This window comes from Aeoliella sp. (genome assembly GCF_965227375.1).
GTDB lineage: Bacteria > Planctomycetota > Planctomycetia > Pirellulales > Lacipirellulaceae > Aeoliella.
Genome location: NZ_CBDDFX010000002.1, coordinates 192,162 through 216,214, shown reverse-complemented (window position 1 = coordinate 216,214; position 24,053 = coordinate 192,162). Strand labels below are relative to the sequence as shown.

Here is a 24,053-nt window from a genome sequence, read left to right as displayed (position 1 = left end):
TAAACTAGGTAACCTTTGGCGGAAAACTTTCTCTCTGGAGACCACCAACATGCGATCCCGATACGCACACGCTCTCACGTTGGTTCTCGCCAGCCTGTGCTTGCCTGGCAGCAGCCAAGCGTCGGATGCCACGACTCAGCCATCGCCCCGCGATGCTCGCTGGCTCAAGCGGCATGAAGCAATCAACGAGAAGGCGAAGCAGAGCAAGTGGGACCTGGTGTTTATCGGAGACTCGATCACCGATGGCTGGGATGGCGGCGGCAAGGCCGTTTGGCAACAGTTCTACGAAAAGCGAAACGTCGGCAACCTGGGCATCGGCGGCGACCAGACCCAGCACGTGGTGTATCGCATCGAGAACGGCAACCTGGCCGGTCAGTCGCCCAAGCTGGCGGTGATCATGATCGGCACGAACAACCTGGGTCGCAATCGTTTTGGGCCCGCCGACACCATCGAAGGTATCCAGGCGGTGGTCGATTCGGTTCGCAAGGCGACTCCCGATACCAAGATCCTTCTGCTCGGTGTATTCCCACGAGGCCAGGCGGCCGACGATCCGTTTCGCGCCAAAATCGAAGAGGTGAATCAGAGCATCAGCGAATTGGCCGACTGGGAGACCATTCACTATTTGGACATCGGTCCCGTGTTCCTGGAAGACGATGACACGCTCAGCAAGGAGATCATGCCCGACTTCTTGCATCTGTCGAAGGAGGGCTACCAGCGCTGGGCGGATGCTATCGAGTCGAAGGTGGCCGAATTGATGGACGAAGAGGTTCCGGCGAAGACCACATTGTTCGATGGCAAGACGCTCGACGGCTGGACCAACGAAGATGGCGACACGCCGCCCAAGGGTTGGGCTGTGGTCGATGGCACGCTGGCGGTGACCGGCTGGGGCGAGGACGCGTTTACCACCAAGGAAGTAGGCGACTTCGAGTTCGAGGCCGAGTGGCGTTTGCCTCCCAAAGGCAACGGTGGCATTTTCTATCGCGTAGCCGACTATCGCTACATCTGGCTCGGCCCCGAGTACCAACTGGCCGACGACCTGACGCGAGGCTATAAACCGTCGGCCGATAATTCCACAGGCTCAAACATCGACCTGTACGGCCCCGACGCCGGCAAACCAGTCCGCCCACACGGCGAGTGGAACCACACCCGCATCGTGGTCCACGACAACCACGTCGAACACTGGCTCAACGGCGAATTGATTCTCGAGTATGACTTCTTGACCGACGATTGGCACGCCCGCGTGAAGGACAGCAAGTTCTCTCGATTGCACCCTTACTTTGGCCAACCGCAGCGGGGTAAGTTCAAACTCGAGAACCATGTCGGAAGCGAAGTGCAGTTCCGCGACATTACTGTGCGAGAGCTGTAAGCATCGCCATCATTCGGAGTCCGTATGGAAACGTCTCCTCCCGCCAACCAACTCGACCTCTCCAAATACCGCACCGACGCGTTGGTCGACCACTTGGTGGAACTGATCAGCGTGCCGGGCGCGATTCGCAAGGTCGTAGCGACCGCGGCGGTGGCCGGTTTGCTGACGGCGGTTGCTTGTGGGCTCATTCGCAGCTACAGCGAATTATCGACACTGCCATGGCTAGTGGTGAGCGCCTACTCGCTCGCGGCGAGCGTGGCACTCGGCGTGCTGCTGGGCGTGCTGCGAGTGGTGCGCACGGCGCTAGGCAACATTCAATCGCTACTTGGTCAGGGCTTAGAGATCACGCGCCGGGCGGCCAGCGACTATCAACAACTCGGCGCCGGTGAGCTGGAACTTCCCACCGGCGAGGAGTTGTTCGAGCAGGTCCACTCGCGCGTGTTGATGCCAGCGGTCGAGCGGGCTGTGAGCCGCGTGTTCGGCTTTCTTGCATCGCCGCTCTTGTGGGTCTACCGCCGCACGATTGGGTCGGCGGTGTCGCTGGTGATCAAGCGCGCATCGCGCAGTCCCGACGTTGCTGCGCAACATGAGCGCATCGAACAGATGACGCACTCGACCCTTGGGCAACTCTCGGGATACTCCGACGCGGTCGAGACGTTCACCACGAGCGCTTCGCAAGTGGTAGAACGTGTCGGCACACGCCTGCGGCTGTTCGCCATGCTGCCTCTGTGGGCGCTGTTTGCCGTGGCCGCTGTGCTCGCGTGTGCTCCGGCGATTGTGGCCGTGTGGCTCGCACAGTAGCGCATTTCTGCCCTTTGTCACATTTGGCAGTTGCGGGCTATAATCAAAGTATCGCGGCAACCTCGTCGTGTGCAACAGATTGATCCAACTTTTGCTGTAGTGGGTTTGCCGTGTCGCCTGATATTGATCCGATTCTCCGAGAGTGGGCCTTCCAACCGGATGAAGTTACCGTGCGGAGCATCAAAACCGACGACGACGTCGAGCGGATTCAACTGCGGCTCGATCTAGGTGTCCTGCAAATGCATGTGGACGGGCGGCCGGACGGACAGCGGATCAACGACTGCGAGTCGTGGCTCGAGTACCATCGACAGCAGCAACAAGAACACGACCAAGCGAATCCCGACGCGGCGCGCTATTTGCTTGAGCCCGAAGACTGTGTGGAGCTGTTGCGCGAAGGGGTGCAGTACTACCACCGCTACCTGAGTTTCTGGCACCTTGGTCGCTATGAACTTTGCGCCCGAGATACTTCTCGAAATCTGGAACTATTCCGCTTCGTGCGGAATCACGCCCGCAACGATCGCGACAAGCTGCAATTCGACCAATGGCGTCCGTACGTGACGATGATGCATGCACGCGCGGTTGCGACTCCGCTGGTGGAGCTGGAAGAGTGGGAGGCCGCCACCAATGTAATCGATGCTGGCATTCGTCGATTGGAGGAGTTCCTGGCCGATTACGGGCAGGAAGATCAGGCCGATCGGCTGGGCGAACTGCAGTTTCTCCGCCGCTGGCGGAAAGAGGTGGTGGGCAAAAGCGGTGCTAGCGATGAGGACGACGATGCGGCTGTCGACCCCGTCGAGCAGCTCCGCGACGAACTCGAACAGGCCATTGCTGAGGAGCGATACGAGGAAGCGGCGGAGCTGCGCGACCAATTGCGCCGCCTGGAAGATCCCCAGCCACCGCAACTACCCTGAACTCACTACCTAGCAAATATAGATCAATTTATCCGAAATCTGTTCCAGTTCCTGTGGCTGCGGATATCCACGAATGGTAAATTGGTCGTTCGCTGTTGGGGTTCCTACACTGCGACAAGACGTATGCTTTCGGGACCGAGGCCATGTATAAGCCCACCATGACCATCGACGTGCAGGCTGATCAACTTATTGCGCAACTCCGCAGCTACGAAAGCTGTGTGGTAGCATTCTCTGGAGGTGTCGACAGCGCTGTGGTGGCCAAAGCGGCACACTTGGCGCTGGGCGACTGTGCGGTGGCGATTACCGGGGTGGGGCCCGCGGTTCCCAAAAGCGAGTTGCTGGTCGCTCGTCGAGTGGCCGAGAGCATCGGCATTCGGCACGTGGAGATTCCGACCGCGGAGATGGAGAACTCCGAGTACGTGGCCAACCCGCCCGACCGCTGCTTCCATTGCAAACAAGAACTGTACGGCGTGCTCCGCGGTTATGCCGACGAGTACGGTTTTGCCACGATCGCCAATGGAACCATTGCCGAGGATCTGACCGACTACCGTCCCGGCTTGGCGGCTGCTGGCAAGGCGGGCGTCCGCACACCGTTGGCCGATTGCGAACTCGACAAAGAGGCAGTACGCCTGCTCGCTCGCCACTGGGACCTCGAAGTGTGGGACAAACCCCCATCGCCCTGCCTGGCAAGCCGCTTGGCTTACGGCCAGCAGGTCACGCCGCAGCGACTGCGGATGATCGAACAGGCTGAGCAACGACTGCACAGCCTGGGAATCTGTGAGTGCCGCGTGCGTCTGCACGACGACAATCTCGCTCGCATCGAAGTGCCGCTCGACTCGATTTCCGCGTTCACCGAGCCGGCAATTCGCGACTGGCTTCAAGAAGAATTCGAGCACTTGGGCTTCCGCTACATCACGATCGATCTAGCCGGCTTCCGTTCTGGAAGCCTGAACGCAGTACTGCCGGTCGTGCAGTAAAGCGACCTCGCTGCAATTCTTACTGCCGCTTAAGATTCCGCGCTGGCGGTGGGCATGATCATGCGCTGCGATTTGAAGAGTCGCCGCATCACGACGCACGCCAGCCCTCCAAGACAGGGCAGCGTCTGGGCGACCACCAGCATCACGACCCCTATCACAAAATCCGAACTCTCGGAACGAGAGAATAGCTGAAACCAAAAGTCTTCATCGAAATCCAGACTGAAGACGACCACGATCCAGTCGACATACAACGCAGGAATGAACCCACAAACCGCGGTGCCAATCCAAAATGCTCGCCAATTACGGCGCGAGTAGACCACGCCTCCGACATAGATGGCGGGCATCACAAAGCTCAACAGCCCAAGCAGCACTAATGCCAGACGCGGTGGCGAGCCGAAGGCCACTCCCGCGTAGATCGAGGCCAGCGTCATCGCTATCAGTAGTCGCCGCATCGAGTAGCGCACCGTGGCACCTCCGTGTTGGTTGAGCGGGCACTCTAACAGAATACCGGGGAAACGGCTGGACTTTCTGAGCTGGTATCGCCAGAATGAGCCGCAGCGAAGTGTATACGACTGCATACAACCCCAGGGGCCCCCTGCCATGAAGTCGCTGCTCTCTCGATTCCAAGCCAACCGTGCTCTGCTGCTCACTTTGGTTGCCCTGCTAAGTATCGGCTTTCTGGCAGGTGCCCAGGACGAATCCGCCACCACGGCGTCCGTGGACCAGCCCGCGACACCAAGCGTTGGCGAAAAGTCTGCCGAAGGTCTCACCATTCTGGTCGTCGGTGCGCACCCGGCCGACGTGTTCGATCAGTGTGGCGGCACCATGGCGCATCATGTCGCGCGGGGCGACCGGGTGTACTGCGCCGTAATGACCACCGGCGTGCGGGTGCACGACAAGGTGATCTCCGACGATATGGAACACGCTGTATCGGTGCCTGAGGCGGAAAAGCTCAACGCGATGATGGAAGAACGCTCGAAGGTCAAGCAGGCCGAAGTGGTCAAAGCGTGTGGCATCTTGGGCATTCGCGAGTCGGATGTGTTCTTCCTGGGCGCGGACGACGCGGTGCTGCTGGTGAATGAACCGATGATCCGCAAGATCGCGCGACTGATTCGCACGCTGCGTCCCGACATTCTGTTGACGCATCTACCGAACGAGAACGGTGGATACGGCTCCGCCCACGCCACGACCGGACAGATCGTGATGTACGCCAAGTCGTTTGCCGGCGGCGTCGATCCCGGCGACACCAATCCGCCACACAAGGTGACACAGGTGTTCTTCTTCGGCCAAGGCTCGGCGGCCGAGCGGACGCATCTTTCGAGTTCCGAGGGCGGCTTCTACAACGACGTGTTTGTCGACATCACCGACATGGCGGAGAAGAAAGTTGCCTGCTTCGACGCCCTTGAGTCGCAAGGATACAACGGCCCATACGCCCGCAAGCGCATCGAAACGTGCGACGGGGCCTTCGGCCGCCAGATCGGCATGGCCTACGCCGAAGGGTTCATCAGCCTCTACAGCACCCGGCACTATTACCTGCCCATCTCGCCCGAAGACCTGAAGCACTCGCGAATGTCGAACCACGAAGTGATCGACAAGCGAAGCCACCGGATCAACGTGCCGTGACGAGGAGCTGTTACTGCTCTTCCCGCCGGCAAGCGAAGCCTGCGCCGATCACCGCCAGCAGGGACGACGGAACGAACATGTACGCTGAAACCCGATCGTTGGGGTTCGGTTTCCCTGGAGGAAATCTGCCTGCCACCCGCGGCCGCAACGCGTAGCACAAGAGAAAAACACCTACTCCGTACGCAGCGATCTTCAGCAACTGATCCGGATCGCGAATTCCGGCAAACCAGGCCCCAACTGCAGGCAGTATGGCCATCGCCAGCACCGCGGGCACAGCGGAACCAATGCGTGTCTCGCCCCAATACCCAATAGTCGCCGCCAGCCCGCAACCGATCGAAGTGCTCAACACCACGAGCAACAACTTTAGCAAGAACGGCTTCGAGCGTTCCAGTGGCTTGGGCTCTGCGTTCGACGATTGGTAGGGGTTGTTGTCGTCCATTTTGTCACGCTTCGTCGACAGGGAAATGCTCCGCTGCTGTGTTGTGAGGTTGATTTTTGCGCAGCCAGTTCGTAGCTCCATATCCTGCCAACGAGATTAGCACTACCAGCGTGGCGATCGCTACCGCCATTTTCACTCGAAACATGGTCTCCCCCAGTTGACCGATCCCGTAGGCCATCGCGCCAAAGTCGTTCGGCAACCCTTCGTTCGATCGAAGGTTGCAGCGCATCGTTGGCGGTTGCGATAGTTGAACCCAGTCGCCGACGTCCTTGTCGAGCATCAGGTAAGTGTCCCTGTCGGCCACCTCCCACTCGATAAGCAGCCGCGAGTCGTCTTCCGGATCGGGAGCAATTCGGAAGGAGTACACTCGGGGGTCTTTGAGCCGCTCGGCAACGATGGCCTGATGCGCCTCGACGAACTCCAAGACCTCGCGCTGGCCCTCGAATCGATCGACCGCTCGCCAAATAAGCAGCACCGATAGAAACGCGATGGGCCAGGCGGCGATGCAGAGCATCAGCAGCAGAACGGTTCTCGCCGGTGATGCGCTGTCTTGGTTGTTCATTGGCTGGTCTCACACCGACGGCAAACTGCATCCTCCCAAACAGTATAGGCCCCCCACCATCCTAGTACACACGCGAAACCTCCTAGCTCCGCGAGGGTTGGTATACTAGCAACACAACCAAACTCGCGAGGAACAGGATGAAACTCACGCGACGCACCATTTGCACCGCTGGACTTCTGACACTGGGCGCGGTCACCATGGCCATTGCGCAACCGCCGCAGGGACCACCGATGCGGCGGCACTCGGTGACTCAGTCCCGCGGCAAGCTTCCCCTGGTGCCGAGTCGCTCGCGGCCCAAAGAAAAACCGGACGTCGAAATCAAGGTCGAGGGCGAGTATCGCGTCATCCGCGCTAACGGTATTCCCGACCACAAGACGGGCCGGTTTCCCAACGGTGGCAACCCTAACCCCATTCGCGCGCAGCGGTACGAGTTTCGCATCCCCGCCGAGCCAAAAGAGGCCGAGGAGATAACGCCGCTGGTGCGTCAGCCGCTCGGCATTGCTGTGAACGGGGTGCCGTTCGATCCCGGGGCCGCGGAGTTCTACCTTGGCAAGCGCGACGGCCCTTGGCAGTACGAACCACTGTCCGGCGCGATCCGTTTGGGTATCGACATGAGCCACGCCCACGTGCAGCCTAGCGGTGCGTACCACTACCACGGACTGCCGACTGGGCTCTTGGACCAGGTGGAGCTTTCCGACAAGAAGCACTCGCCGCTGGTAGGTTGGGCGGCCGATGGCTTTCCGATCTATGCCGTGTACGGATTCGAAAAGCAGAGCGATGCGGAGTCGTCGATTGTCGCGGTCAAGTCGAGCTATCGCTTGAAGCAGGGCCGGCGCCCCGGCGGCATCGATCAACCGGGCGGCACCTACGATGGCACGTTCGTGGCCGACTACGAGCACGTGCCCGGCACCGGCAACCTCGACGAGTGCAACGGTCGGCACTGCGTCACGCCCGAATTCCCCGAGGGCACCTACGCGTACTTCTTGACCGAAGACTGGCCAGTGATCCCCCGCGCGTTCCGCGGCACTCCCTCTAAAGACTTCGAGCGCCGCGGCCCGGAGGGTCGCCGGCGTCGGCCGCCGCGGTAGTGCCAGGACTCCTCCTGCAGGCGCCCAAGTTCATCGGCGGCGGCGGTTCATTGGCAGCGGAATAGCCGGGGCGGTTGGCCCAGACCTCATGCCCCGCGACCTGTGCTGCCATAACGCATTGCCGGTGATCACCATGCCCAACAAGCCAACGAAGATAACAAAGTAGACGGTCCATCTAAACGCCAAGTACGGCTCCACCAAGGTGTCTTTCTCCGTATTCGAATAGCCACCACTTCCGTAGAAGGATCGGCTTGCCGCGCTCTCTCGATCGATGCGCTCGCAATGGTGAGCGATCACCACGCTACCAACGACTCCGGCTATCGCAAGCAGGCTGCTCAACGCCAGCATGCCCAGTAGTTCGCGGGCACGGCTGGCGTCCTGGGCATCGGCGTACGCGGACGGCTTCTTGAGTTCTTTCGGTCGAGTAAGCCACCAGCCCAACGCGGCGATGGGACCGAACAAGAAAACTAGCGCTGCCATCGGGAAGCTGATTTTTCCCACCCGCTTCGCATCGCGAACCACCCACACGCCAGACCAGACATAGCCGACAATACTGGCTATCAGCAAGACGCCCCCGACAAGAATGAATAGTAGTTCCATGAGACTAATGCCTTTCGGCTTCTTCAGACATTACCTTTCCTTGGTGAAACCCTGCGCTCGATCTGCCTGAGCAACACAATGGAAATTGTGGTGTGTATCAGGCCCCCAATGAAGGCGAGCAGGGATAGCTTGAGCAAGTTCCAATACAAGTCTTGCCTCCATTCTTCCAGTGCCGTGGGTTCGACACCAAGGGAGCTAGTCCGTGCATCGATGATGTAGAGATTGAGTGCAAACCAAATACATAGCATCCCACCGATGATCGCCAGTGATGCGCTGAACACCAAACCAAATAGAACTCGACGCGCCCGCGCTGCGTCGTTCGCGCCGGTTGGAGTGCCGGCATTTCGACCTTGATCGTCCTGTTTCGGTCGCGCAAACCACCACATGATCGCTGCCAAGGGACCGAGCAGGTAGATGAGCACGGCGATGGAGCCGCCACCTTGTCCGTATCGTTTTGCATCACGGACGACCCAAACGCCGCACGCGACATAGCCCACCAAGGCGGCTACAACGGCTGCCACGAGCCACGCTAACAGCTTGGATTGCAGTAGGTCCATTGAAATGCTGCTTGTGGGTTCCGTCGTCTCACCACCCTGTCTGGCGGCGACCCGTGCAGTATACCTACTCCCCGCATGCCACACCATTCAGTCGCCTTCCGACTGGAAACCGCCGCCGCGGGTCGTTCTAATAGACTATCCCCCCTGCCCCGCTCGCCTGCGGTGCGAAGTGCCTCCCGAATGAGAACTGTATGAGCCGTTCGTCGATCACCATTTGCCGCTGGAGTCTTCTGCCGCTGCTGGTCTGCTTGTGTTTCACTTTGGCAGGACCACTGTGGGCTGAGTCGAACGAGGGAATCACATGGCCCGAGGGGCAGCTGCTACCGCACTTTGCGAAGCCGGCCGAGGAGCTTCATGCGATCGCGGTACAGTCACTCACCCCGGACGAGCAGCTGACGTTCGTCGCGCTCGCGGGGCAGGTGAATCGCACGCGGCCACGGATCTGGCTCGTCCAGCGGCGCAGCGAGGAAGGCTGGAAGACCTGGCTAGAAACGTGTGGCTGGAAGCTCGGCAAGACATTCAACTACCGCGACAAGTTCGACCTGTTGGCTCTGTACTCCGGCGAGGTCGAAGGGTTGGTGCTGTACGACCCGAGCGAGAACGCCCACCTGCGAAACCTGGCCGCCACCGTGGCGGGACTTCGCAGGGCGCTGCCAGTCACGCCCGGCACGCTGGAGCGATTGCGCGAGCAGGGTATCGATTTGCCTGTGGTGGAAGATCTAACCAAGCTCGAGCTATCGAACGCCATCGAGGTATACGAGCACCTGCACGAACATTACTGGCCAGAGTGTGAGCAACGATTCCTGCTGAGCGCGCGACCCGAAGGACGCGGCGGCGACTATCATCACGCCCGCGATTTGGCGGCCGCGTGCGGCGCGGCGGCGGTGTGGCTCGATTGCCGCCAGCCGGACGAGCGCAAGCTGATGAAGAAGTTTCTCGCCGACATGCCGACGGGCGACGCGGTCGTGCTCGGCTGGTACACCACCGAACGCTCGGGCGTGACCACGGCCACCAAGTACGGCATCGGCACCATGCCGGCCGATCACTTCATGAACGCTACGGTGTTCGCTGGCGGCGATCACAACGTACCGGTGCCTGAGCTGCCGCCGACTCCGGAACTCGAGAACAAGTTGTACGTCTCGATGTTCTACAGCGACGGCGACAACATCCAGTACGTGCAGCACGCCATGCGGCGGATCTGGGATCGCACGCAAAGTGTCCGCGGGCGGATGCCACTGAACTGGACCATCTCGCCAGGGCTGGTAGACATCGCGCCGGACATGCTGCGTTACTATCGCAACACGGCCACCGAGAACGATTGCCTGGTCTGCGGCCCGTCGGGCATGGGGTACTTGATGCCGGTCAATACGCTCACCGAACGCGGCGCGCCGCTGGGCACAATCCTCACCTCCGAGCCCAGGATGAACGCCTACGCGAAGCTCACGTCGCGTTACCTCGAGCGGTCGGGCCTGCGGGTGGTGACCATCTGGGACAACGCCACGGAGATGCAACGCCGCGCGTACGAACAGCACTGCCCGACGCTGCTGGGCGTGACGGTGCAGAACTTTCGCGACAATCCGTTTGTGCAGTCTAGCGTCGAGAACGATCGCTTGAAGTTCGAGCGCCTGGCTATCTGCTACTGCGGCTCGCAACGAGAGTTCCGCCGCTCGCTCACGCGGCAGCTCGAGCGCCATGATGGCAACGAGCCCAAGTTCGTCTCGTACCAGGCCAACATCTGGGGCGAGTTGCAGCCCGAGGAGCTGGTGAAAATCGCGGACGAGTTGAAACAGGAACACCCGCAACTCGAATTTGTGCGGGCGGACCACTACTTTCAGTTGCAATCGGCCGCGCGAGCGAAGTAGCGTGTCGAAACATTCCCACCCAAGGCGCGAGGCATGTCCACGATCACCGTACCGCAAGTGGCCGATGAGGTCGACGAAATCACCAGCCGACCTACCGATCGATCGCTGAGCGCGATCGAACAGCTCGATGGCGACTTGTTGATCCTCGGCGCCGGAGGCAAACTCGGCCCGACGCTGGCGGTCATGGCGCAGCGGAGTATCGATCAGTTGGGCGCAAAGCAGCAAGTGATCGCTGCGAGTCGGTTCTCCAACCCTCAGGCGCGCGCCGCGCTCGAACAGTGCGGCGTCCAGACCATCGCTGGCGACCTGTTCGACAGGAGTTTTCTGAATAGCCTCCCTGATTGCCGGAATGTGCTGTTTCTGGCGGGCATGAAGTTTGGCACCTCGGGCAACGCTGCGGCGACTTGGGCCGCCAACGTGTTCCTGCCGGGTGTGGTGAGCGAGCGGTTTCGCGATAGCCGCCAGTTGTGCTTCTCCACCGGCAACATCTACGGCTTGGTCGACCATCAGTCGGGCCGCGGGTCGACCGAGACCAGCCCGCTAGATCCGGTGGGCGAGTACGCCAATAGTTGCGTGGGCCGCGAGCGGATGTTCGAGTACTTCAGCCAGCAGAACGATACGCCCTGCGTGATCATCCGCCTGAACTACGCCTCGGAGTTTCGCTACGGAGTGCTGGTCGACATCGCCACCAAGGTGATGCAGGGCGAGCCGGTCGATCTGGCGATGGGCTACTTCAATGCCATCTGGCAACCCGACGCCTGCGCGATGACACTCGCCAGCCTGGTCCACGCGTCGTGCCCCCCGTGCATCCTAAACATGACTGGCACCGAGATACTCTCGGTCCGCGAAGTAGCGACGCGATTCGGCGAGTTGCTCGATCGCCCCGTTGCGTTCACCGGCGAAGAGGCACCGTCGGCGCTGCTGAACGATTCGCGCAAGTCGCACGAGTTGCTCGGCACTCCGCCAACGACCGTAGACGAGATGCTCGCGGCGACCGCCCAATGGGTTTCTCGCGGCATGCCAACCTGGGGCAAACCGACTCACTTCCAGGTGCGCGACGGCAAGTTTTGATCGCTTCCAATCCACGTTGGCAGGTGACTCTCAAGTGTCTGACGTTTTCGAGGCGTTACAAAACGGCCTGGTGATCCCCGCCCATCCGCTGGCGCTCACGGCGACGCGGCAACTCGACGAGCGGCGACAACGCGGCCTCAGCCGCTACTATCTGGCGTCCGGCGCCGGTGGGCTGGCAGTGGGCGTGCACACCACGCAGTTTGAAATTCACGATCCCCAAGTCGGGCTGCTCGAGCCGGTGCTCATGCTGGCCGCCGAAGAGATGGATCGCGCGGAACAAACCGGCGGCAAGCGGCTGGTGCGCGTGGCCGGAATCTGCGGCGACACCCCCCAGGCAACGCGCGAAGCGAGCACGGCGCGCGACTTGCGCTACGATCTGGGGCTCGTGTCGCTGGCGGCGGTCGAAGATAAATCCGTCGCAGGTCTACTTGCCCATTGCCGCGCGGTGGCGGAGATCCTGCCGGTGTTTGGGTTCTACCTGCAGCCAAGCGTGGGCGGCATCGAACTACCCGTGGAGTTCTGGCGGGGCTTCTGCGAGATCGAAAACGCCAAGGCAATCAAAGTGGCCGCTTTTGATCGCTACCGCACGCTCGACGTGCTGCGAGCAGTGGCCGAGAGCGGCCGTAGCGACATGGCGCTCTACACCGGCAACGACGACAACATCCTCCTCGACCTGCTCACGCCCTACGAGTTCGACGTAGCGGGCGAGCGGAAGCAAGTGCGATTCGTCGGAGGCCTGTTGGGCCAATGGGCCGTGTGGACCCATCGCGCAGTCGAGCTGTTGCAGCAATGTCACGATGCGGTGAACGCCAGGTCACTCGAACCGCAGTGGCTCAAACTGGCCGCCGAGCTGACCGACGCCAACGGCGCTATCTTCGACGTCCACAACCGCTTCCACGGATGCATTTCCGGCATCCACGAAGTCCTCCGCCGGCATGGCCTCATGGAACAAACTTGCTGTCTATCGGCCGAAGAGTGCCTGAGCCCCGGGCAAATGGAACAACTCGACCGCATCTGGGCGGCCTACCCGCATTTGCGGGACGATGCGTTTGTTGATCAGCACCGGGATGAGTGGCTGCGGGGTTGAGAGAGCGGGCAGCTAGCTCTTGTTGATCGATGATTCGAGGTGCGCAGCAAGCTGGCGCACCGTGGCGAATTCCATCGAGTCGTCGACCTGTCGCAGCTGGTATCGTTTTGTGCCAGGTTCATAGGTCACCTGCACATCGTTGGGCAAAGCGTATACCAGCCAAGTCGAGTCGCTAAGTTGCTGAGGAGTTGCAACCCGAGACTCTCTGAGGAGAGTCTTGGAGATGGAGCCTGCGAGTTCTCGACGTTCAAAATCAACTTTGTGCCGAATCGAGAAGGCTTGACGACGTAGGGCCGCCGCGCGCTTCATCGAATCAGGTATTGCATCGCCATCAACGCCGTCATGGCAACAAGAGCAGCCGCAACTACAATTGTACGCGTACGAGTATCCGCTCAGTTTGCCACAACTACGGTACTCGGAAACCGAGTTGATCGTGATGAGCTGGCCACAAGAATCACAGGGAACTTCAAACGACATGCTTGGACCACTCTCGGACATCACCAAAACCGCCACCGAGGTTTCTTCGCACTCACTCGTTCTGTTCGAGCTTCCTTTCGTTCCATACGGCTCGCCATGTCGCGTAGCGGTTCAGAGTTGAACCGTTCGGCAAGCGCAGAAACCTCTAACTGGTCGGCCTCGCGCGCCAACCCGTCGAATCCGTACTCGCCACCGGCCACGAATACGCGCCTCTCGCGACGGACAAGGAAGACCAGCAACTCACAATTCATCCGCCAGTCGGGACGCTGTGGTTTTCCCATCGGAAGTAGCACGTCCGAATTGGGAATGTCATAGCTCTTTTTTGTCACGCGATCTATAAAGTGCACGTCGGGAACTCCCCGTGGTTAGAGTATTCAACTGGCAGTAGAGAATTGTATCTCTACCGCCACTTTGCGTCTTTGCGCCTTTGCGTGAGATCGCTTCAGCCCTTCGCCCGTCGCCGTACCACTGAAACACCAAACAGCGTTAGCATTCCAGTCAACATCGCCGTAGACGGCTCGGGAACCTGCTCGCCGATCTTCAACGTCAGTGAGTCGGCGTGGTCGCCGGAGCCCCAGCTCCAAACGTAGTCGCCAGGCGTGAGGGCGAGGGAGTGGAAGCTCTGGCCGCTGTACGTGGCGGTGGCCTGCAGAAGCTCGCCCGATGAGTACAAGCGAGGTACGACCAGTACGGGCTCAGTGGCTCCATTTCGCAGCACGCCAAACAGATCGCCGCTGCTACTATCGGCTAACAACAGGATACCTGGGCCGAATTCTGCCGGGCCGCTCAGGACTCTGTAGCTTTCGCCAAAGCCGTCGCCCACCTGAAAAGTCGCCAGACTAGGATTCAGGGACGATCCAGTGTGCCCATTGCCGTCGACAGTGAGGTTGGTCAGGTCAAACCGGCCACCGCCTGAGACGATGACATCGCCTCCAGACTCGTACGCGTAGACCGTCACTGCGGCGGTTGCGGTGTTGGACATGTTGGCAACTGCAACGGCCAGGAAAGTCGCGAAATACTGAAGAGGAGAGATGTGCGGTAGCATGGCGTGGCCTCCGATGGTTGGCTAGTTCGTATTACCCACATTGCCCGCAGGGGAGTATACCTTTGGCTAGATAGTTCTGCCAAACACCCAATCGAGGGGCACGCATCGTGTATACTCGCGGCCTATCCGCACAACTTCTTCAAGGAGCTCCGATAGTGGATCCCAATCATCGCTCGGTAGTCGACAGTTCGCCCTATCACGACGCGCTCTCCCAGTGCATCGATCACTGGGCGCTCGAGCTGGAGCAAACGGAGCTCATACGCGACGGCGTGAATCATGTGTTTGGCACTGTGAGCACCGAGGGGCAGCCGGTGATTATTCGCATTAGCGACGGAGCGGTTCGGGAGCGGAGCGAACTGTTGGGCGAGATGCTGTGGCTCGATCATTTGATTCGCCATGGCTGCACGGTCACCACGCCGATTGCTTCGCGCGGTGGGGAACTGCTGGAAACGATCGAGCTGGACATTGGCGAGATGCACGTCAGCTGCTTCAAGCGTTTTGCGGGCAGGCAAATCAATCCCGCGACTGATCCGGAGTGGAACGAGGAACTACTCGCGAATCTGGGCCGCGAGATCGCCCGAGTGCACCGCGCGTCGGACGAGCTCACCCTTCCACCGAATGAGGACCGTTTGTCGTGGTGGGAGGACCAGGAGATGCAGATTCCCGATCCGCTGCCCGACTGTTTCGATTCGCACGTCATCGAACCGATAGCAAAGTTCCTCGACGGATTGCGGAGTCGCCCCACCTCGCCGCGGGAGTACGGGCTGGTGCATCGTGATTTGCACGCGGGCAACTTCCTGGTGGAAGACGGGCGGATCGAGTTGATCGACTTCGATCTGGGCTGCTACGGTTGGCGGACGATGGACTTTGCGGTGCTGCTGTTCAGCCACTACTTCTACCCTAGCTTCCGACTTCCGGACGCCTCGCCCGAGACCGCCGGGCAGGTACTGGCGACGATGGTAAGCGGCTACCGCGAGGAATACGCGCTGGAGCGCGCGGAGTTGGAGACCATCGAAGACATGCTGATGCTGCACACGGTGCTCAACTATCTGGTCACCAAGCCGGCGGTCGAGCATTGGCAGGTGGCGATGGGCAATCCCACGCCGACGGTGACCGACAGCCTGGCGTGGATCGCTCAATTGTGGCTCGACGGCGACCGGATGCGGGTCGACCTTGGCCAACTATAGCCGCTTAGCGAGGAACGCTGCGATGACCGCATCGGCGGCGGCCGACTCGCTAGGAATCAACTCGTCTTGCATGAAAAAGCTGTGCGGCATGCCAGGGTAAAGGTGGTCTTCGACCTCGGCTCCAGCCGCTCGGGCGCGACGAACGAATTCCAAGTTGTCTTCGCGCATGGCGTCTTGCTCGCCGATTACCACCAGCGTCGGCGGCAATCGCGAAAGGTCGCCAAACATCGGGCTGACGTACGGATGCCGCCAATCTTCGATGCGGGGCGTGTAACACGCGCGTCCGAGAGCAAAAATCGTCAAGTCTTGAATCGGGTGGCCCCAGGCGTCGTCGACAAAGCCCGGCACCTCTTCGTACACCATGTTGGTCGCCGGACAAAGCGCGAGCACCCCATCGGGCAATTGCATGTCGTGATCGGCCGCGTACAGCGCCGCGGCAGGGCCCAGATTGCCTCCGGCCGAGTCGCCACCCACCACCACGGGACCATTTTCGTGCTCTTGGCAGTGCTGCACGATGCCAGCCACATCGTGAAGCGCGGCCGGGTAGGGATCTTCCGGCCCCAAGCGATAGTTCACCGCCAGCACGGTCCAATTGGTGAGCGCCGCCATACGCTTCGCCCACGCCAGGTGCTTTCCCGAGATGGGCGAAATCCACGCCCCGCCATGCAGGTACACCCACACACCACCGCAAGCCTGAGGTGGAACGAACCGCGTGACCGGCACGTCGTTCCCGTCGAGCCCCGGTAGTGTGATCTCCTCCCGCGCGACTTCGGGAAACAGCGCGAGTCCTGGATGCTGCTGACTGGCCAGAACTTCGCGCAGATTGCCGAGCAGCACGTCGCGCAGCAGCGGCGATTGGAGGACCTTCTCGTAGTAGGCGGCGGCCGGCCCCGGCTGCTGCCAGACTTTGGGCGACTTGTCGCTCATCGCTTCACTCCCTCAGCCTAAGTTGGGTCGCTACGAAACAAGGCATCGCAACTGAGAGTATAGCCGCCCGTAGAAACATGCGCCAAACAGACCGCCTCTCGCCTGATCGCGGGTTGTGCTACGCTACAGGCAACCTCGCTCCACGCTCAGGATGTAACCGACCGTGCGAAAGATCACCCGAACTTACACCGACCCGCTGGATCTCGTGTGGCTGCATGCCGCGCGGCGGATGGGGATGCGGGTGGTGCGGAGCGCCGAGGTGAATGCTTCGTGGGACGGCGCCGGGGTGCTGACGATTGGCACGCCCGAGACGCTCGACCCGGACGACTGCCTGGCGCAGATGATCTTGCACGAAACTTGCCACGCCCTGGTCGAAGGGCCGGAGTGCCTCACGCAGCTCGACTGGGGACTGCTGAACAACCCGGCGAAGAAGGTGCACGAACACGCCTGCCTACGGCTGCAAGCGGCGCTGGCCAATCGGGTGGGCCTGCGGCAGTTCTTTGCGTCGACCACCATGTTCCGCGCGTACTACGACCAGTTGCCCGCCGAGCCGCTCGCAGCGGGCGACGATCCGGCGATCGCGATGGCCCAAGCCGGCTGGCAGCGCGCCACCGAAGGGCCCTGGGCAGATGCCCTCGACGAGGCGCTCCGCCGCACCGCCGAGATCGCCCGCGCGGTGGATGGCGTGACGAGCGAGGATTCGTTGTGGCACGGCCCGGGTTTGGACTAGAAGCAAGCAGTGTCAGGCGGCCAATGCTCCTTCACTCGGCTCGTTCATCTCAGCCAAGGCTTTTGCAATCAGTCGAGCGTTGTGCCGTTTTCGAAACTCGATAAGGACGTCGACAAGAACGCAGGCGACGAACATGATGGCGAGGAACTGTAATCCCAAGTCGAATCTTCCAACTAGCAGATTCACCACGAATACGGCACAAAACCACGACTCGAAGGCGGCGAGGAATACCTGGGAAATGCGCGGCGCGGTAAACGCCCGCATTGCCATCAACGATCCCAACGTAAGTAGGTAGATCGCACTGATAGCGAGTAGATTGTAGGTTGTCTCAGGTTTGCCGAGGATGGAGTGCATTCCCTCGCGGAAGTTCACGTTCTCTAGGAAAGCTCGTGGATTCACAGCCATCATCAACAGTGGCCAGAAACTCAGCGCGGCGATCCCCAATGCCAACCACGAAACCCGCGATTCGCCGTTCTGACTGCTAGCATGAGACCTCATTGCGCACTCCATTGCGAGAACAAATTGGCGTACTAACTCAAAGATCGGTACTTACGGTCAACGCACTAGGCTGTCAAGGCGAAGTGAAGTGAGGCTGATAACGACCCTCCAATAGAGAGACGTGCTACTACCACCTCGATGTCTCGCGCGCCCATCGCCTCACCAACAGTCCTACCGTCGCCCCAAAGAACGCTCCCAACTGAACCACGTACGATCGCCAGGCGTACACCACGTCGAACATTGCGTTGCTTTCCTGGTAGTTTGTTGCTCTTGTTGTGCCCACCGACTCGGCGATGAACATCTCCATTGCAACATATGCGACGAGTATTCCGCCAAGCCCTCCGTAGGCGACCGCTCTCCAGGTGGAAGCGGACAGAACGAAGTTCAGCAGCACGACGATTCCCATCAGAACCCAGCACCCCACGACAAAGTCGATCTGTGTGAGGGCGAGTGCCACGGAGAATGCGGCTACGTAGGCTAAGAGTGCTCGGAGAGACATTAGCTTTGCAATCGACTCTTAGGTTAGTCAGTCATGTAGAGCCAGAAGTCGTGGTAGGTATTGGCCAGCACGAACCACACGAATGCCTGCCCGAACACGGCGAACCCCAGCCCGGGACGGCGGCGGGCGAAGCAGTACACGACAACCAGCAGCGGAAGCATCAATACCGGGTAGCCTGGGACAAGCCACGCGGGCACCACGGGGAACAAGGGCGCCGAGAGCAGCGGCACCGCGAGACCCAAGGCAGCGGCGACGATTCCGGTGGAGGGCTCTTGCTTCACGCTCAACCGCTGGGAGTAGCGTATGCACAAGTAGATGCCCATCGCCGAGGCGGAGTAGAACGCGCAGAGAACCAAGAAGTAGCGATCAATGGCCACTTGCCCACTGGCTTGGGCTGCCGCGGATGAAGTGTCGCGCCACTGCGCTGCTCCGTCCTCAATCAAGTTGTAGTGCCAGGTATAGGTAACCATCGACACAACAAGGGCGATGATCAACAAAGCCAGCGCGTCCAGCAATCGAATCCTTAGTAGCTGGATGTTGAACGTCTTGGTGGGAAGCGGAGGATACATGGCCGCCTGGCTGGTTGACCCAGTGGTCCGCGCGAATCGCGGAAGGTACGTGTTCCATTCTATTCGCCGTGCGAGGCTGGGGCCACGCGGTACAGATTGGATAACCCATGGCAAGCGGCGGCGGCGTTGAACCACACAGCTCCGTCAACTAACGTTTGTCGGTGGCCACGGTTTGTCTACTCCGTAGGCCTCGCGCTGTTCGGGGTTGGCCATCAGCGGCGTGCTGGTTACGACGATCCCGTTTATCTGGTCGTTCGTGTCGAACTCCACCTGTATTTCGTATTGGGGAAACTCAAAGAAGGCAATGCGCTCATCGTCGTCTGAGTCGAGCCAGTAATGTTCTCCCAGAAGATTGGATATGCCATCGTGCGTGAGGTGACTACCCTGCAACGGCTGCCCGTTCCAAACTATCTCGCCCGAGTAGGGTTGGAATGGAGGCTCTGCATGACTCAGCACCAAGGTGTATCCCACGAGGTTTTTAACATCGTCGTAGTCGATTCCAACTCCCAGATCAGCATAGCAGAGTGTTCCTAGCTGGCGACTGTCGTCTCGCCCCAACGACGACAGCAAGTCGATCTGCGATCCCAAAGTCACTCCGTTCAGGGAGGGAACATCCAGTTCCGCCGCCAGCTTCAGGTTGGCCGCGCGCGTCCAATGGTTGGTGGGATTGCCCCGCCGAAGCAAAAAGTCAAACATCACGCCCCTTTCTAGTGTCCATGCCCGCTCCGTTCCGGCTTTGTAGTTTGAAAAGACGTTACGACCAGCTAGTAGATCTCCCCTTCCTCGTCTTGGACCACTGCACCCAGTAAGTGCGACGCAAGATCGCGTAGCGCGTCGAGCAACGCGGCAGTGTCGGTTTGGTGATCCAGCTGGCAAGAAAGCATTCCACGCGGCTGGAGTACCACTTGGACGTGGACGCCCGACAAGCGAATGGACGTGGTGCCGTCCGATTCGAGCACTTTGTATTTGGGCTGTCGCTCTGCCAATTGCACCAAGTCGCCCTTGGTGAGACGCTGAATGTTGCCCCCGTCGGGCCCGTTGGAGTCGTAGCAGACGATGTCGATGAAGATGCTCATAACAACTCGCAAGGTGAGTTTGGCCAACATTCTATCACAGTTGTCCCCTGGAGGCAGAATACATTTGCGAACTCCGGCCATCTGGAATACGATCTCACCTATAAACCGCAGAGCTATCGCGATCAATTTTGGGAGGATGAGTGTGCAACGTTTCCAACAGAGGATGTTCTCCGGGCGAATTGTCGCCGCTCTGGTTTGCCTTGTGGCTGCACCCCTGGCACGGGCGGAGGACAACGCGCTGCCGAACATCGTCATCATTTACGCCGACGACGTCGGCTTCGGCGACGTGGGGTGTTATGGTGCAACGCACGTCGAGACGCCGAACATCGACCAGCTCGCTCTGCAAGGCCGCAAGTTCACCGATGCCCACGCGGCTTCGGCCGTGTGCACTCCCTCTCGCTACGCGTTGGTGACGGGGCAGTATCCCGCTCGCCGCGACTTCTGGGCCCCGGTGTTCGTACGATCGCCGCTGATCGTCGACACGGAGCAGACCACCATCGCCGACATTGCCAAACGGGCTGGCTACACCACGACTTGCATCGGCAAGTGGCATCTCGGTTGGGGCAGCAAGCAACCCACCGACTGGAACGCCCCGCTGGTGCCCGGACCACAGCAACTTGGCTTCGATACGTACTTCGGAGTCCCCGTGCTGAACAGTCACCCGCCGTTTGTGTACGTGGAGAACGACCGCCCGGTCGGTTGGACGGCCGACGATCCGTTTGTGTACGGGCAGCGTGCTTCGACGCGCCGCTTCGACGAGAAGTTCGGGCTGTCGCAGATCGGCGGCGCCAAGCGTGCCCACGAGCAATACGACGATGAGGCCGTTGGCACGGTGCTGACGAAGCGAGCGACCGACTGGATTGAGCAGCAAGCCAAGACCGACTCGCCATTCTTCCTGTACCTGGCAACCACCAACATCCACCATCCGTTCACGCCTGCCAAGCGGTTTCAAGGCACCAGCAAGGCGGGTCCTTACGGCGATTTCATCCACGAGTTGGACTGGATGGTCGGCGAGGTGATCGCGGCGCTCGACAAGGCCCAGGTGGCCGATAACACGCTGGTCATCTTTTCTAGCGACAACGGTGGCATGCTCAACCGAGGAGGGCAGGAAGCCTACCGCCAGGGTCATCGGATGAACGGAGAACTGCTGGGATTCAAGTTCGATGCATGGGAGGGCGGACATCGCGTTCCGATGATCGTGCGGTGGCCGGGCCAGGTTTCCCCCGGCAGCGTGTCGGACTCGCTGGTGTCGAGCATCGACTTCGCCGCCACGGTGGCGGCCATCGGCGAACAGAAGCTCGAAGAGGACGAGGCGCCCGACAGCGTAAACCTTCTACCCGCGCTGCTCGGCAAGCCGGGCACGGTGGTGCGAGAAGAGCTGTTAGTGTCGCCAGCCAAGCCTGGCAACCTGGCGCTGCGACGCGGCGACTGGATGTTCATTTCCGGCCAGGCGGGCGGAGGTTTCTCGTCGAAGAACGAGGGAGACCATGGCTTCGGCGGCCCCGCCGCGATGCCCTTCACCGGCCAGGTGAACAGCGACATCGAGGGCGGGGAGATCCGTCCAGACGCGCCGGCACAGCAGTTGTACAACCTGAAAGACGACCCACGGCAAGCCAAGAACGTGATCGAGCAGCATCCCGACGTTGCAGAAGATCTGCGTCAGCGGATGGCTCAGATTCTGGGGCGCTGAAAACGGACGAGGCGGGATGACCAAAGGCTGCAGTCGACGGCGACGCCCACGGAAGTGAATGCGGTTTAGTTTTCATTTTTAGTTATGAACGACATTCCACCAGACCTGTCAAAATGGGGCCAAAGTAGACCTCCATCTGGCAAACCGATGATGGACGAGGGTCACGCGTTCCACCACTTCTTTGGGATGACCCTTGAACAAGCTGAGCAGATGTTTGCCGAGAACGCCTTGTACTATGCGGAGGACCTGATGTGGATGCCTGGAGCATGCCTACAGTACTACCTTGTTGCTTTCTGTAACTACTTGCTTTCAAATGCCAGCATTGGAGATTCAGATGGCGCGTCCTCATTTTTTACCATCGTTGAAGATCAATCCGCGGCAATCGCTGGCAATCACGACTTAATAGCTAGGGTTGATGATGTCCTCTCTCGCTTGGAAGCGAAGCAGGACTGGTATGATGCATCCGTTGAAATCTACGGCGACTTCGGTGAACTCTCAAGGAAATGCCGAAAGCTCATCCAGACCGCCCGTTAACGATGGGTTGTGTGATTCTTGAATTTCAAGTTGTTCGCCGCGTTCTATTGATCGGTGACATCATCCATTGGAGCGTGGAAACGTAAGACCAATGGCGGATAGCCAATCGAGCGTATTCCCCATCTCGCCCCTCTTCCATACGAACTTGTTCCAATGGCCAGCGGATCGACCAAATCTGGGCAAGTGTCGGTTGACAAGCAGTGTTCTCATAGATGTAAAAAAATCGCCGTAGATTCCGCTCTCCGATTTGATCTAATGGGGTGAGACTGCTTAACAGCGGTTGGTGGGGCGGCGTGCGCGGTCGGGTTCCGGCCGTGCGGTGCGTTGGTTTCGCCTGGGGTTTTTTCCTCCCGTAAACACACCAGGGACAAAACTCGCGGGCCGCCCCTACAGACAGGTTCTTGTAACTCGTTGTCGCAAAACAACTTGCGGCAGCGCTAAGGGTCGGCCGCCGGTTGAGTTTTGGTACCACGGATCGAATTCGGGGAACTACTCAAAGGTGGGCGAAATCCTAAGCCACTGAAAAATAACGACTTATGGAAATGGAGGGATTTGGGTTTTGGGCCAGGTGGGACAAAACCCCAGCGAGCTTTGCCTAACCGGAAAACTTTGCGGTAGTGCTGGCGTTTCGCCACGTGTTGCCAGCGGTCGGGCGGCGGCGTTTTTCGTCGTTGCTAGCAGCAAATCGCTGAACCAACCGGCGGTCGCATCCGAATTAACGGTGATGGAACACTGCGCGGCGGGAGCGCCGTATGGCAGTTAACTTTTCACGGACGATGATTTTGCACCAGGCTAGGTCTATCCGCTCACCGCTGCGCGCCGCGCGCACCCACGGTACGGATCAGACCAGGAGCGAGGATTGTCCGTGTCTGAAATTACGAAGTTGTTGGCGGCGGCCGGATTGCTGGCGGCCGGATTCTTTGGGGCTTCGCTGTTCGGTACTCCAGAAGCAGGTGACTCCACAACCGGTGCGCCCGGCGATTGGACTCCACAGCGACTGGAACCATTGGGAAGCGACGTGCTAACGCAGGCGCCGTCCACGTTGGACGAGAACGTCGCGCCCGCCTCGCACACCGGCGGCAACCAGTTCGGGCTGGAGACCGCTAGTGGGTACAGTGCGCCTGCTGTGGTGCAGCATTCGGCCGCGCGTCCCATTTGGCCAAGCGGCGAGTCGAGCAGCCCCCCAGCCGATAGCGGTGCGCCGGAGATTCGCCGGGTGCCGTCGGGCGAGCGGACCGCGTCGATCGCGCCGCCGCTGTTCAACGCGCCGACGGATGCCACGCCGATGCAAAACTTGAGGTTCCCGAAGAAAGCGACCGACACGGCATCGCCATCGATCCAAAGCCAGCCGCCTGCCACTGCACCGACCTTACCACCACAACTTCAAACATCGAACAGTTGGAGTAACGACTGGGGCGGTCCGAGCAAGGTGCGATCGGTTGCACCGCTTGGTTCCGACACCGTGGACGACAACGTGTTGGTGTGGCACGTGGTGAGCGACGGAGATACCTTGGCCAAGATTGCCGAGCGATACTTGGGCGATGCGTACCGAGCACGGGAGATCTATGAGCTGAACCAGGACCGACTGCAGAATCCCGACCTGTTGCCGATTGGCGTTGAGCTGCGGATCCCGGAGCGGCAGACCGGGCCCAGTGTGATCAGCGTGTACGACTCCCACGGCGCATCGGCCGAGCAGTTTGCCCCGCAAAGCCGATTGGTGCCGCTGCCGGAGTTGCCAGACTCGGTGCGCCGACCGCCACGGGCTCGCCTGCAAGCGCCGGTGGGTGCTTCACTAGTGGGCTCGCCGCAGGCCGGGAGTGAGACAACTCAATGACAACAAAACAGAAAGGTAGAAGGTGTTGGAGCTGGCCGGGACC

Annotated in this window: 26 protein-coding genes; 14 read left to right on the top strand and 12 right to left on the bottom strand. The window is 60.2% G+C overall.

Annotation, left to right across the window (positions count from 1 at the left end; all coding sequences use genetic code 11):
• The first annotated feature begins 49 nt into the window (after nt 1-49).
• The 4 genes from ACQK2L_RS13965 (at nt 50) to larE (ending at nt 4,055) form a co-directional block, all read left to right on the top strand.
• Nucleotides 50-1,366, top strand: a complete 1,317-nt coding sequence (locus tag ACQK2L_RS13965; RefSeq protein ID WP_425397636.1) for a family 16 glycoside hydrolase — start codon at nt 50-52, stop codon at nt 1,364-1,366.
• A gap of 24 nt (nt 1,367-1,390) precedes the next feature.
• A complete protein-coding gene (locus ACQK2L_RS13960) occupies nt 1,391-2,167 on the top strand; it encodes a hypothetical protein (RefSeq protein ID WP_425397635.1) in 777 nt (258 codons plus the stop codon).
• A gap of 110 nt (nt 2,168-2,277) precedes the next feature.
• A complete protein-coding gene (locus tag ACQK2L_RS13955) occupies nt 2,278-3,078 on the top strand; it encodes a UvrB/UvrC motif-containing protein (protein ID WP_425397634.1) in 801 nt (266 codons plus the stop codon).
• A gap of 143 nt (nt 3,079-3,221) precedes the next feature.
• The gene (gene larE / locus ACQK2L_RS13950) at nt 3,222-4,055 is read left to right on the top strand and encodes an ATP-dependent sacrificial sulfur transferase LarE (protein ID WP_425397633.1); all 834 of its coding nucleotides are present in this window, start codon (nt 3,222-3,224) and stop codon (nt 4,053-4,055) included.
• A 29-nt stretch (nt 4,056-4,084) separates the two neighbouring features.
• Here the strand turns inward: larE and ACQK2L_RS13945 are convergent, their stop codons facing one another.
• A complete protein-coding gene (locus tag ACQK2L_RS13945) occupies nt 4,085-4,519 on the bottom strand; it encodes a hypothetical protein (protein WP_425397632.1) in 435 nt (144 codons plus the stop codon).
• A 136-nt stretch (nt 4,520-4,655) separates the two neighbouring features.
• Between ACQK2L_RS13945 and ACQK2L_RS13940 the strand changes: the two genes are divergently transcribed.
• Nucleotides 4,656-5,678, top strand: a complete 1,023-nt coding sequence (locus ACQK2L_RS13940; RefSeq protein ID WP_425397631.1) for a PIG-L deacetylase family protein — start codon at nt 4,656-4,658, stop codon at nt 5,676-5,678.
• A gap of 10 nt (nt 5,679-5,688) precedes the next feature.
• On the opposite strand, the gene ACQK2L_RS13935 is transcribed toward ACQK2L_RS13940, so the two are convergent.
• Both ACQK2L_RS13935 and ACQK2L_RS13930 read right to left on the bottom strand, forming a co-directional pair.
• Nucleotides 5,689-6,117, bottom strand: a complete 429-nt coding sequence (locus ACQK2L_RS13935) for a hypothetical protein (protein WP_425397630.1) — start codon at nt 6,115-6,117, stop codon at nt 5,689-5,691.
• Nucleotides 6,118-6,121: 4 nt separating this feature from the next.
• Entirely contained in the window at nt 6,122-6,679 is a 558-nt protein-coding gene (locus ACQK2L_RS13930; RefSeq protein ID WP_425397629.1) for a hypothetical protein, read from the bottom strand.
• A 137-nt stretch (nt 6,680-6,816) separates the two neighbouring features.
• On the opposite strand from ACQK2L_RS13930, the gene ACQK2L_RS13925 reads away from it, so the two are divergent.
• Nucleotides 6,817-7,767 carry a YHYH protein gene (locus tag ACQK2L_RS13925; protein ID WP_425397628.1) on the top strand — a complete coding sequence of 317 codons (951 nt, stop codon included), beginning with the start codon at nt 6,817-6,819 and terminating at the stop codon, nt 7,765-7,767.
• Nucleotides 7,768-7,797: 30 nt separating this feature from the next.
• Here ACQK2L_RS13925 and ACQK2L_RS13920 read toward each other — a convergent pair whose 3' ends face one another.
• Complete coding sequence (locus tag ACQK2L_RS13920; RefSeq protein WP_425397627.1) at nt 7,798-8,367, bottom strand: hypothetical protein; 570 nt, start codon at nt 8,365-8,367, stop codon at nt 7,798-7,800.
• 23 nt (nt 8,368-8,390) lie between these two features.
• The gene (locus tag ACQK2L_RS13915) at nt 8,391-8,924 is read right to left on the bottom strand and encodes a hypothetical protein (protein ID WP_425397626.1); all 534 of its coding nucleotides are present in this window, start codon (nt 8,922-8,924) and stop codon (nt 8,391-8,393) included.
• A 191-nt stretch (nt 8,925-9,115) separates the two neighbouring features.
• Between ACQK2L_RS13915 and ACQK2L_RS13910 the strand changes: the two genes are divergently transcribed.
• From ACQK2L_RS13910 to ACQK2L_RS13900, 3 genes are read left to right on the top strand one after another with little or no spacing between them, the layout of a single operon-like run.
• Nucleotides 9,116-10,786: a GxGYxYP domain-containing protein gene (locus tag ACQK2L_RS13910; protein WP_425397625.1), complete on the top strand. Its 1,671-nt coding sequence runs from the start codon at nt 9,116-9,118 to the stop codon at nt 10,784-10,786.
• 33 nt (nt 10,787-10,819) lie between these two features.
• Nucleotides 10,820-11,857, top strand: a complete 1,038-nt coding sequence (locus tag ACQK2L_RS13905) for an NAD-dependent epimerase/dehydratase family protein (RefSeq protein WP_425397624.1) — start codon at nt 10,820-10,822, stop codon at nt 11,855-11,857.
• 34 nt (nt 11,858-11,891) lie between these two features.
• On the top strand, nt 11,892-12,944 hold the full coding sequence (locus ACQK2L_RS13900; protein ID WP_425397623.1) for a dihydrodipicolinate synthase family protein: 1,053 nt from the start codon (nt 11,892-11,894) through the stop codon (nt 12,942-12,944).
• Nucleotides 12,945-13,863: 919 nt separating this feature from the next.
• On the opposite strand, the gene ACQK2L_RS13895 is transcribed toward ACQK2L_RS13900, so the two are convergent.
• Nucleotides 13,864-14,403, bottom strand: coding sequence for a PEP-CTERM sorting domain-containing protein (locus ACQK2L_RS13895; protein WP_425397622.1), 540 nt, complete (start codon nt 14,401-14,403; stop codon nt 13,864-13,866).
• A 218-nt stretch (nt 14,404-14,621) separates the two neighbouring features.
• Between ACQK2L_RS13895 and ACQK2L_RS13890 the strand changes: the two genes are divergently transcribed.
• A complete protein-coding gene (locus ACQK2L_RS13890; RefSeq protein WP_425397621.1) occupies nt 14,622-15,653 on the top strand; it encodes a phosphotransferase enzyme family protein in 1,032 nt (343 codons plus the stop codon).
• Here ACQK2L_RS13890 and ACQK2L_RS13885 read toward each other — a convergent pair.
• Nucleotides 15,648-16,580 (bottom strand): alpha/beta hydrolase, encoded by a 933-nt coding sequence (locus tag ACQK2L_RS13885; RefSeq protein ID WP_425397620.1) that lies wholly within the window; start codon nt 16,578-16,580, stop codon nt 15,648-15,650. The genes ACQK2L_RS13890 and ACQK2L_RS13885 overlap by 6 nt on opposite strands.
• A 163-nt stretch (nt 16,581-16,743) precedes the next feature.
• On the opposite strand from ACQK2L_RS13885, the gene ACQK2L_RS13880 reads away from it, so the two are divergent.
• Nucleotides 16,744-17,310: a hypothetical protein gene (locus ACQK2L_RS13880; protein ID WP_425397619.1), complete on the top strand. Its 567-nt coding sequence runs from the start codon at nt 16,744-16,746 to the stop codon at nt 17,308-17,310.
• A gap of 12 nt (nt 17,311-17,322) precedes the next feature.
• Here ACQK2L_RS13880 and ACQK2L_RS13875 read toward each other — a convergent pair whose 3' ends face one another.
• The 5 genes from ACQK2L_RS13875 to ACQK2L_RS13855 form a co-directional block, all read right to left on the bottom strand.
• On the bottom strand, nt 17,323-17,808 hold the full coding sequence (locus ACQK2L_RS13875) for a hypothetical protein (protein ID WP_425397618.1): 486 nt from the start codon (nt 17,806-17,808) through the stop codon (nt 17,323-17,325).
• A gap of 127 nt (nt 17,809-17,935) precedes the next feature.
• Entirely contained in the window at nt 17,936-18,307 is a 372-nt protein-coding gene (locus tag ACQK2L_RS13870) for a hypothetical protein (protein ID WP_425397617.1), read from the bottom strand.
• 23 nt (nt 18,308-18,330) lie between these two features.
• On the bottom strand, nt 18,331-18,876 hold the full coding sequence (locus ACQK2L_RS13865) for a hypothetical protein (RefSeq protein ID WP_425397616.1): 546 nt from the start codon (nt 18,874-18,876) through the stop codon (nt 18,331-18,333).
• Between the two features lie 144 nt (nt 18,877-19,020).
• Nucleotides 19,021-19,572, bottom strand: coding sequence for a hypothetical protein (locus ACQK2L_RS13860; RefSeq protein ID WP_425397615.1), 552 nt, complete (start codon nt 19,570-19,572; stop codon nt 19,021-19,023).
• A gap of 68 nt (nt 19,573-19,640) precedes the next feature.
• Nucleotides 19,641-19,952 (bottom strand): hypothetical protein, encoded by a 312-nt coding sequence (locus ACQK2L_RS13855; RefSeq protein WP_425397614.1) that lies wholly within the window; start codon nt 19,950-19,952, stop codon nt 19,641-19,643.
• Between the two features lie 142 nt (nt 19,953-20,094).
• Between ACQK2L_RS13855 and ACQK2L_RS13850 the strand changes: the two genes are divergently transcribed.
• The 3 genes from ACQK2L_RS13850 to ACQK2L_RS13840 all read left to right on the top strand — a co-directional run bounded on the left by ACQK2L_RS13850 (nt 20,095) and on the right by ACQK2L_RS13840 (nt 24,010).
• A complete protein-coding gene (locus ACQK2L_RS13850) occupies nt 20,095-21,642 on the top strand; it encodes a sulfatase family protein (RefSeq protein WP_425397613.1) in 1,548 nt (515 codons plus the stop codon).
• Nucleotides 21,643-21,726: 84 nt separating this feature from the next.
• Complete coding sequence (locus tag ACQK2L_RS13845) at nt 21,727-22,176, top strand: hypothetical protein (RefSeq protein ID WP_425397612.1); 450 nt, start codon at nt 21,727-21,729, stop codon at nt 22,174-22,176.
• An 865-nt stretch (nt 22,177-23,041) separates the two neighbouring features.
• Nucleotides 23,042-24,010, top strand: a complete 969-nt coding sequence (locus ACQK2L_RS13840) for a LysM peptidoglycan-binding domain-containing protein (RefSeq protein WP_425397611.1) — start codon at nt 23,042-23,044, stop codon at nt 24,008-24,010.
• Nucleotides 24,011-24,053 lie beyond the last annotated feature (43 nt).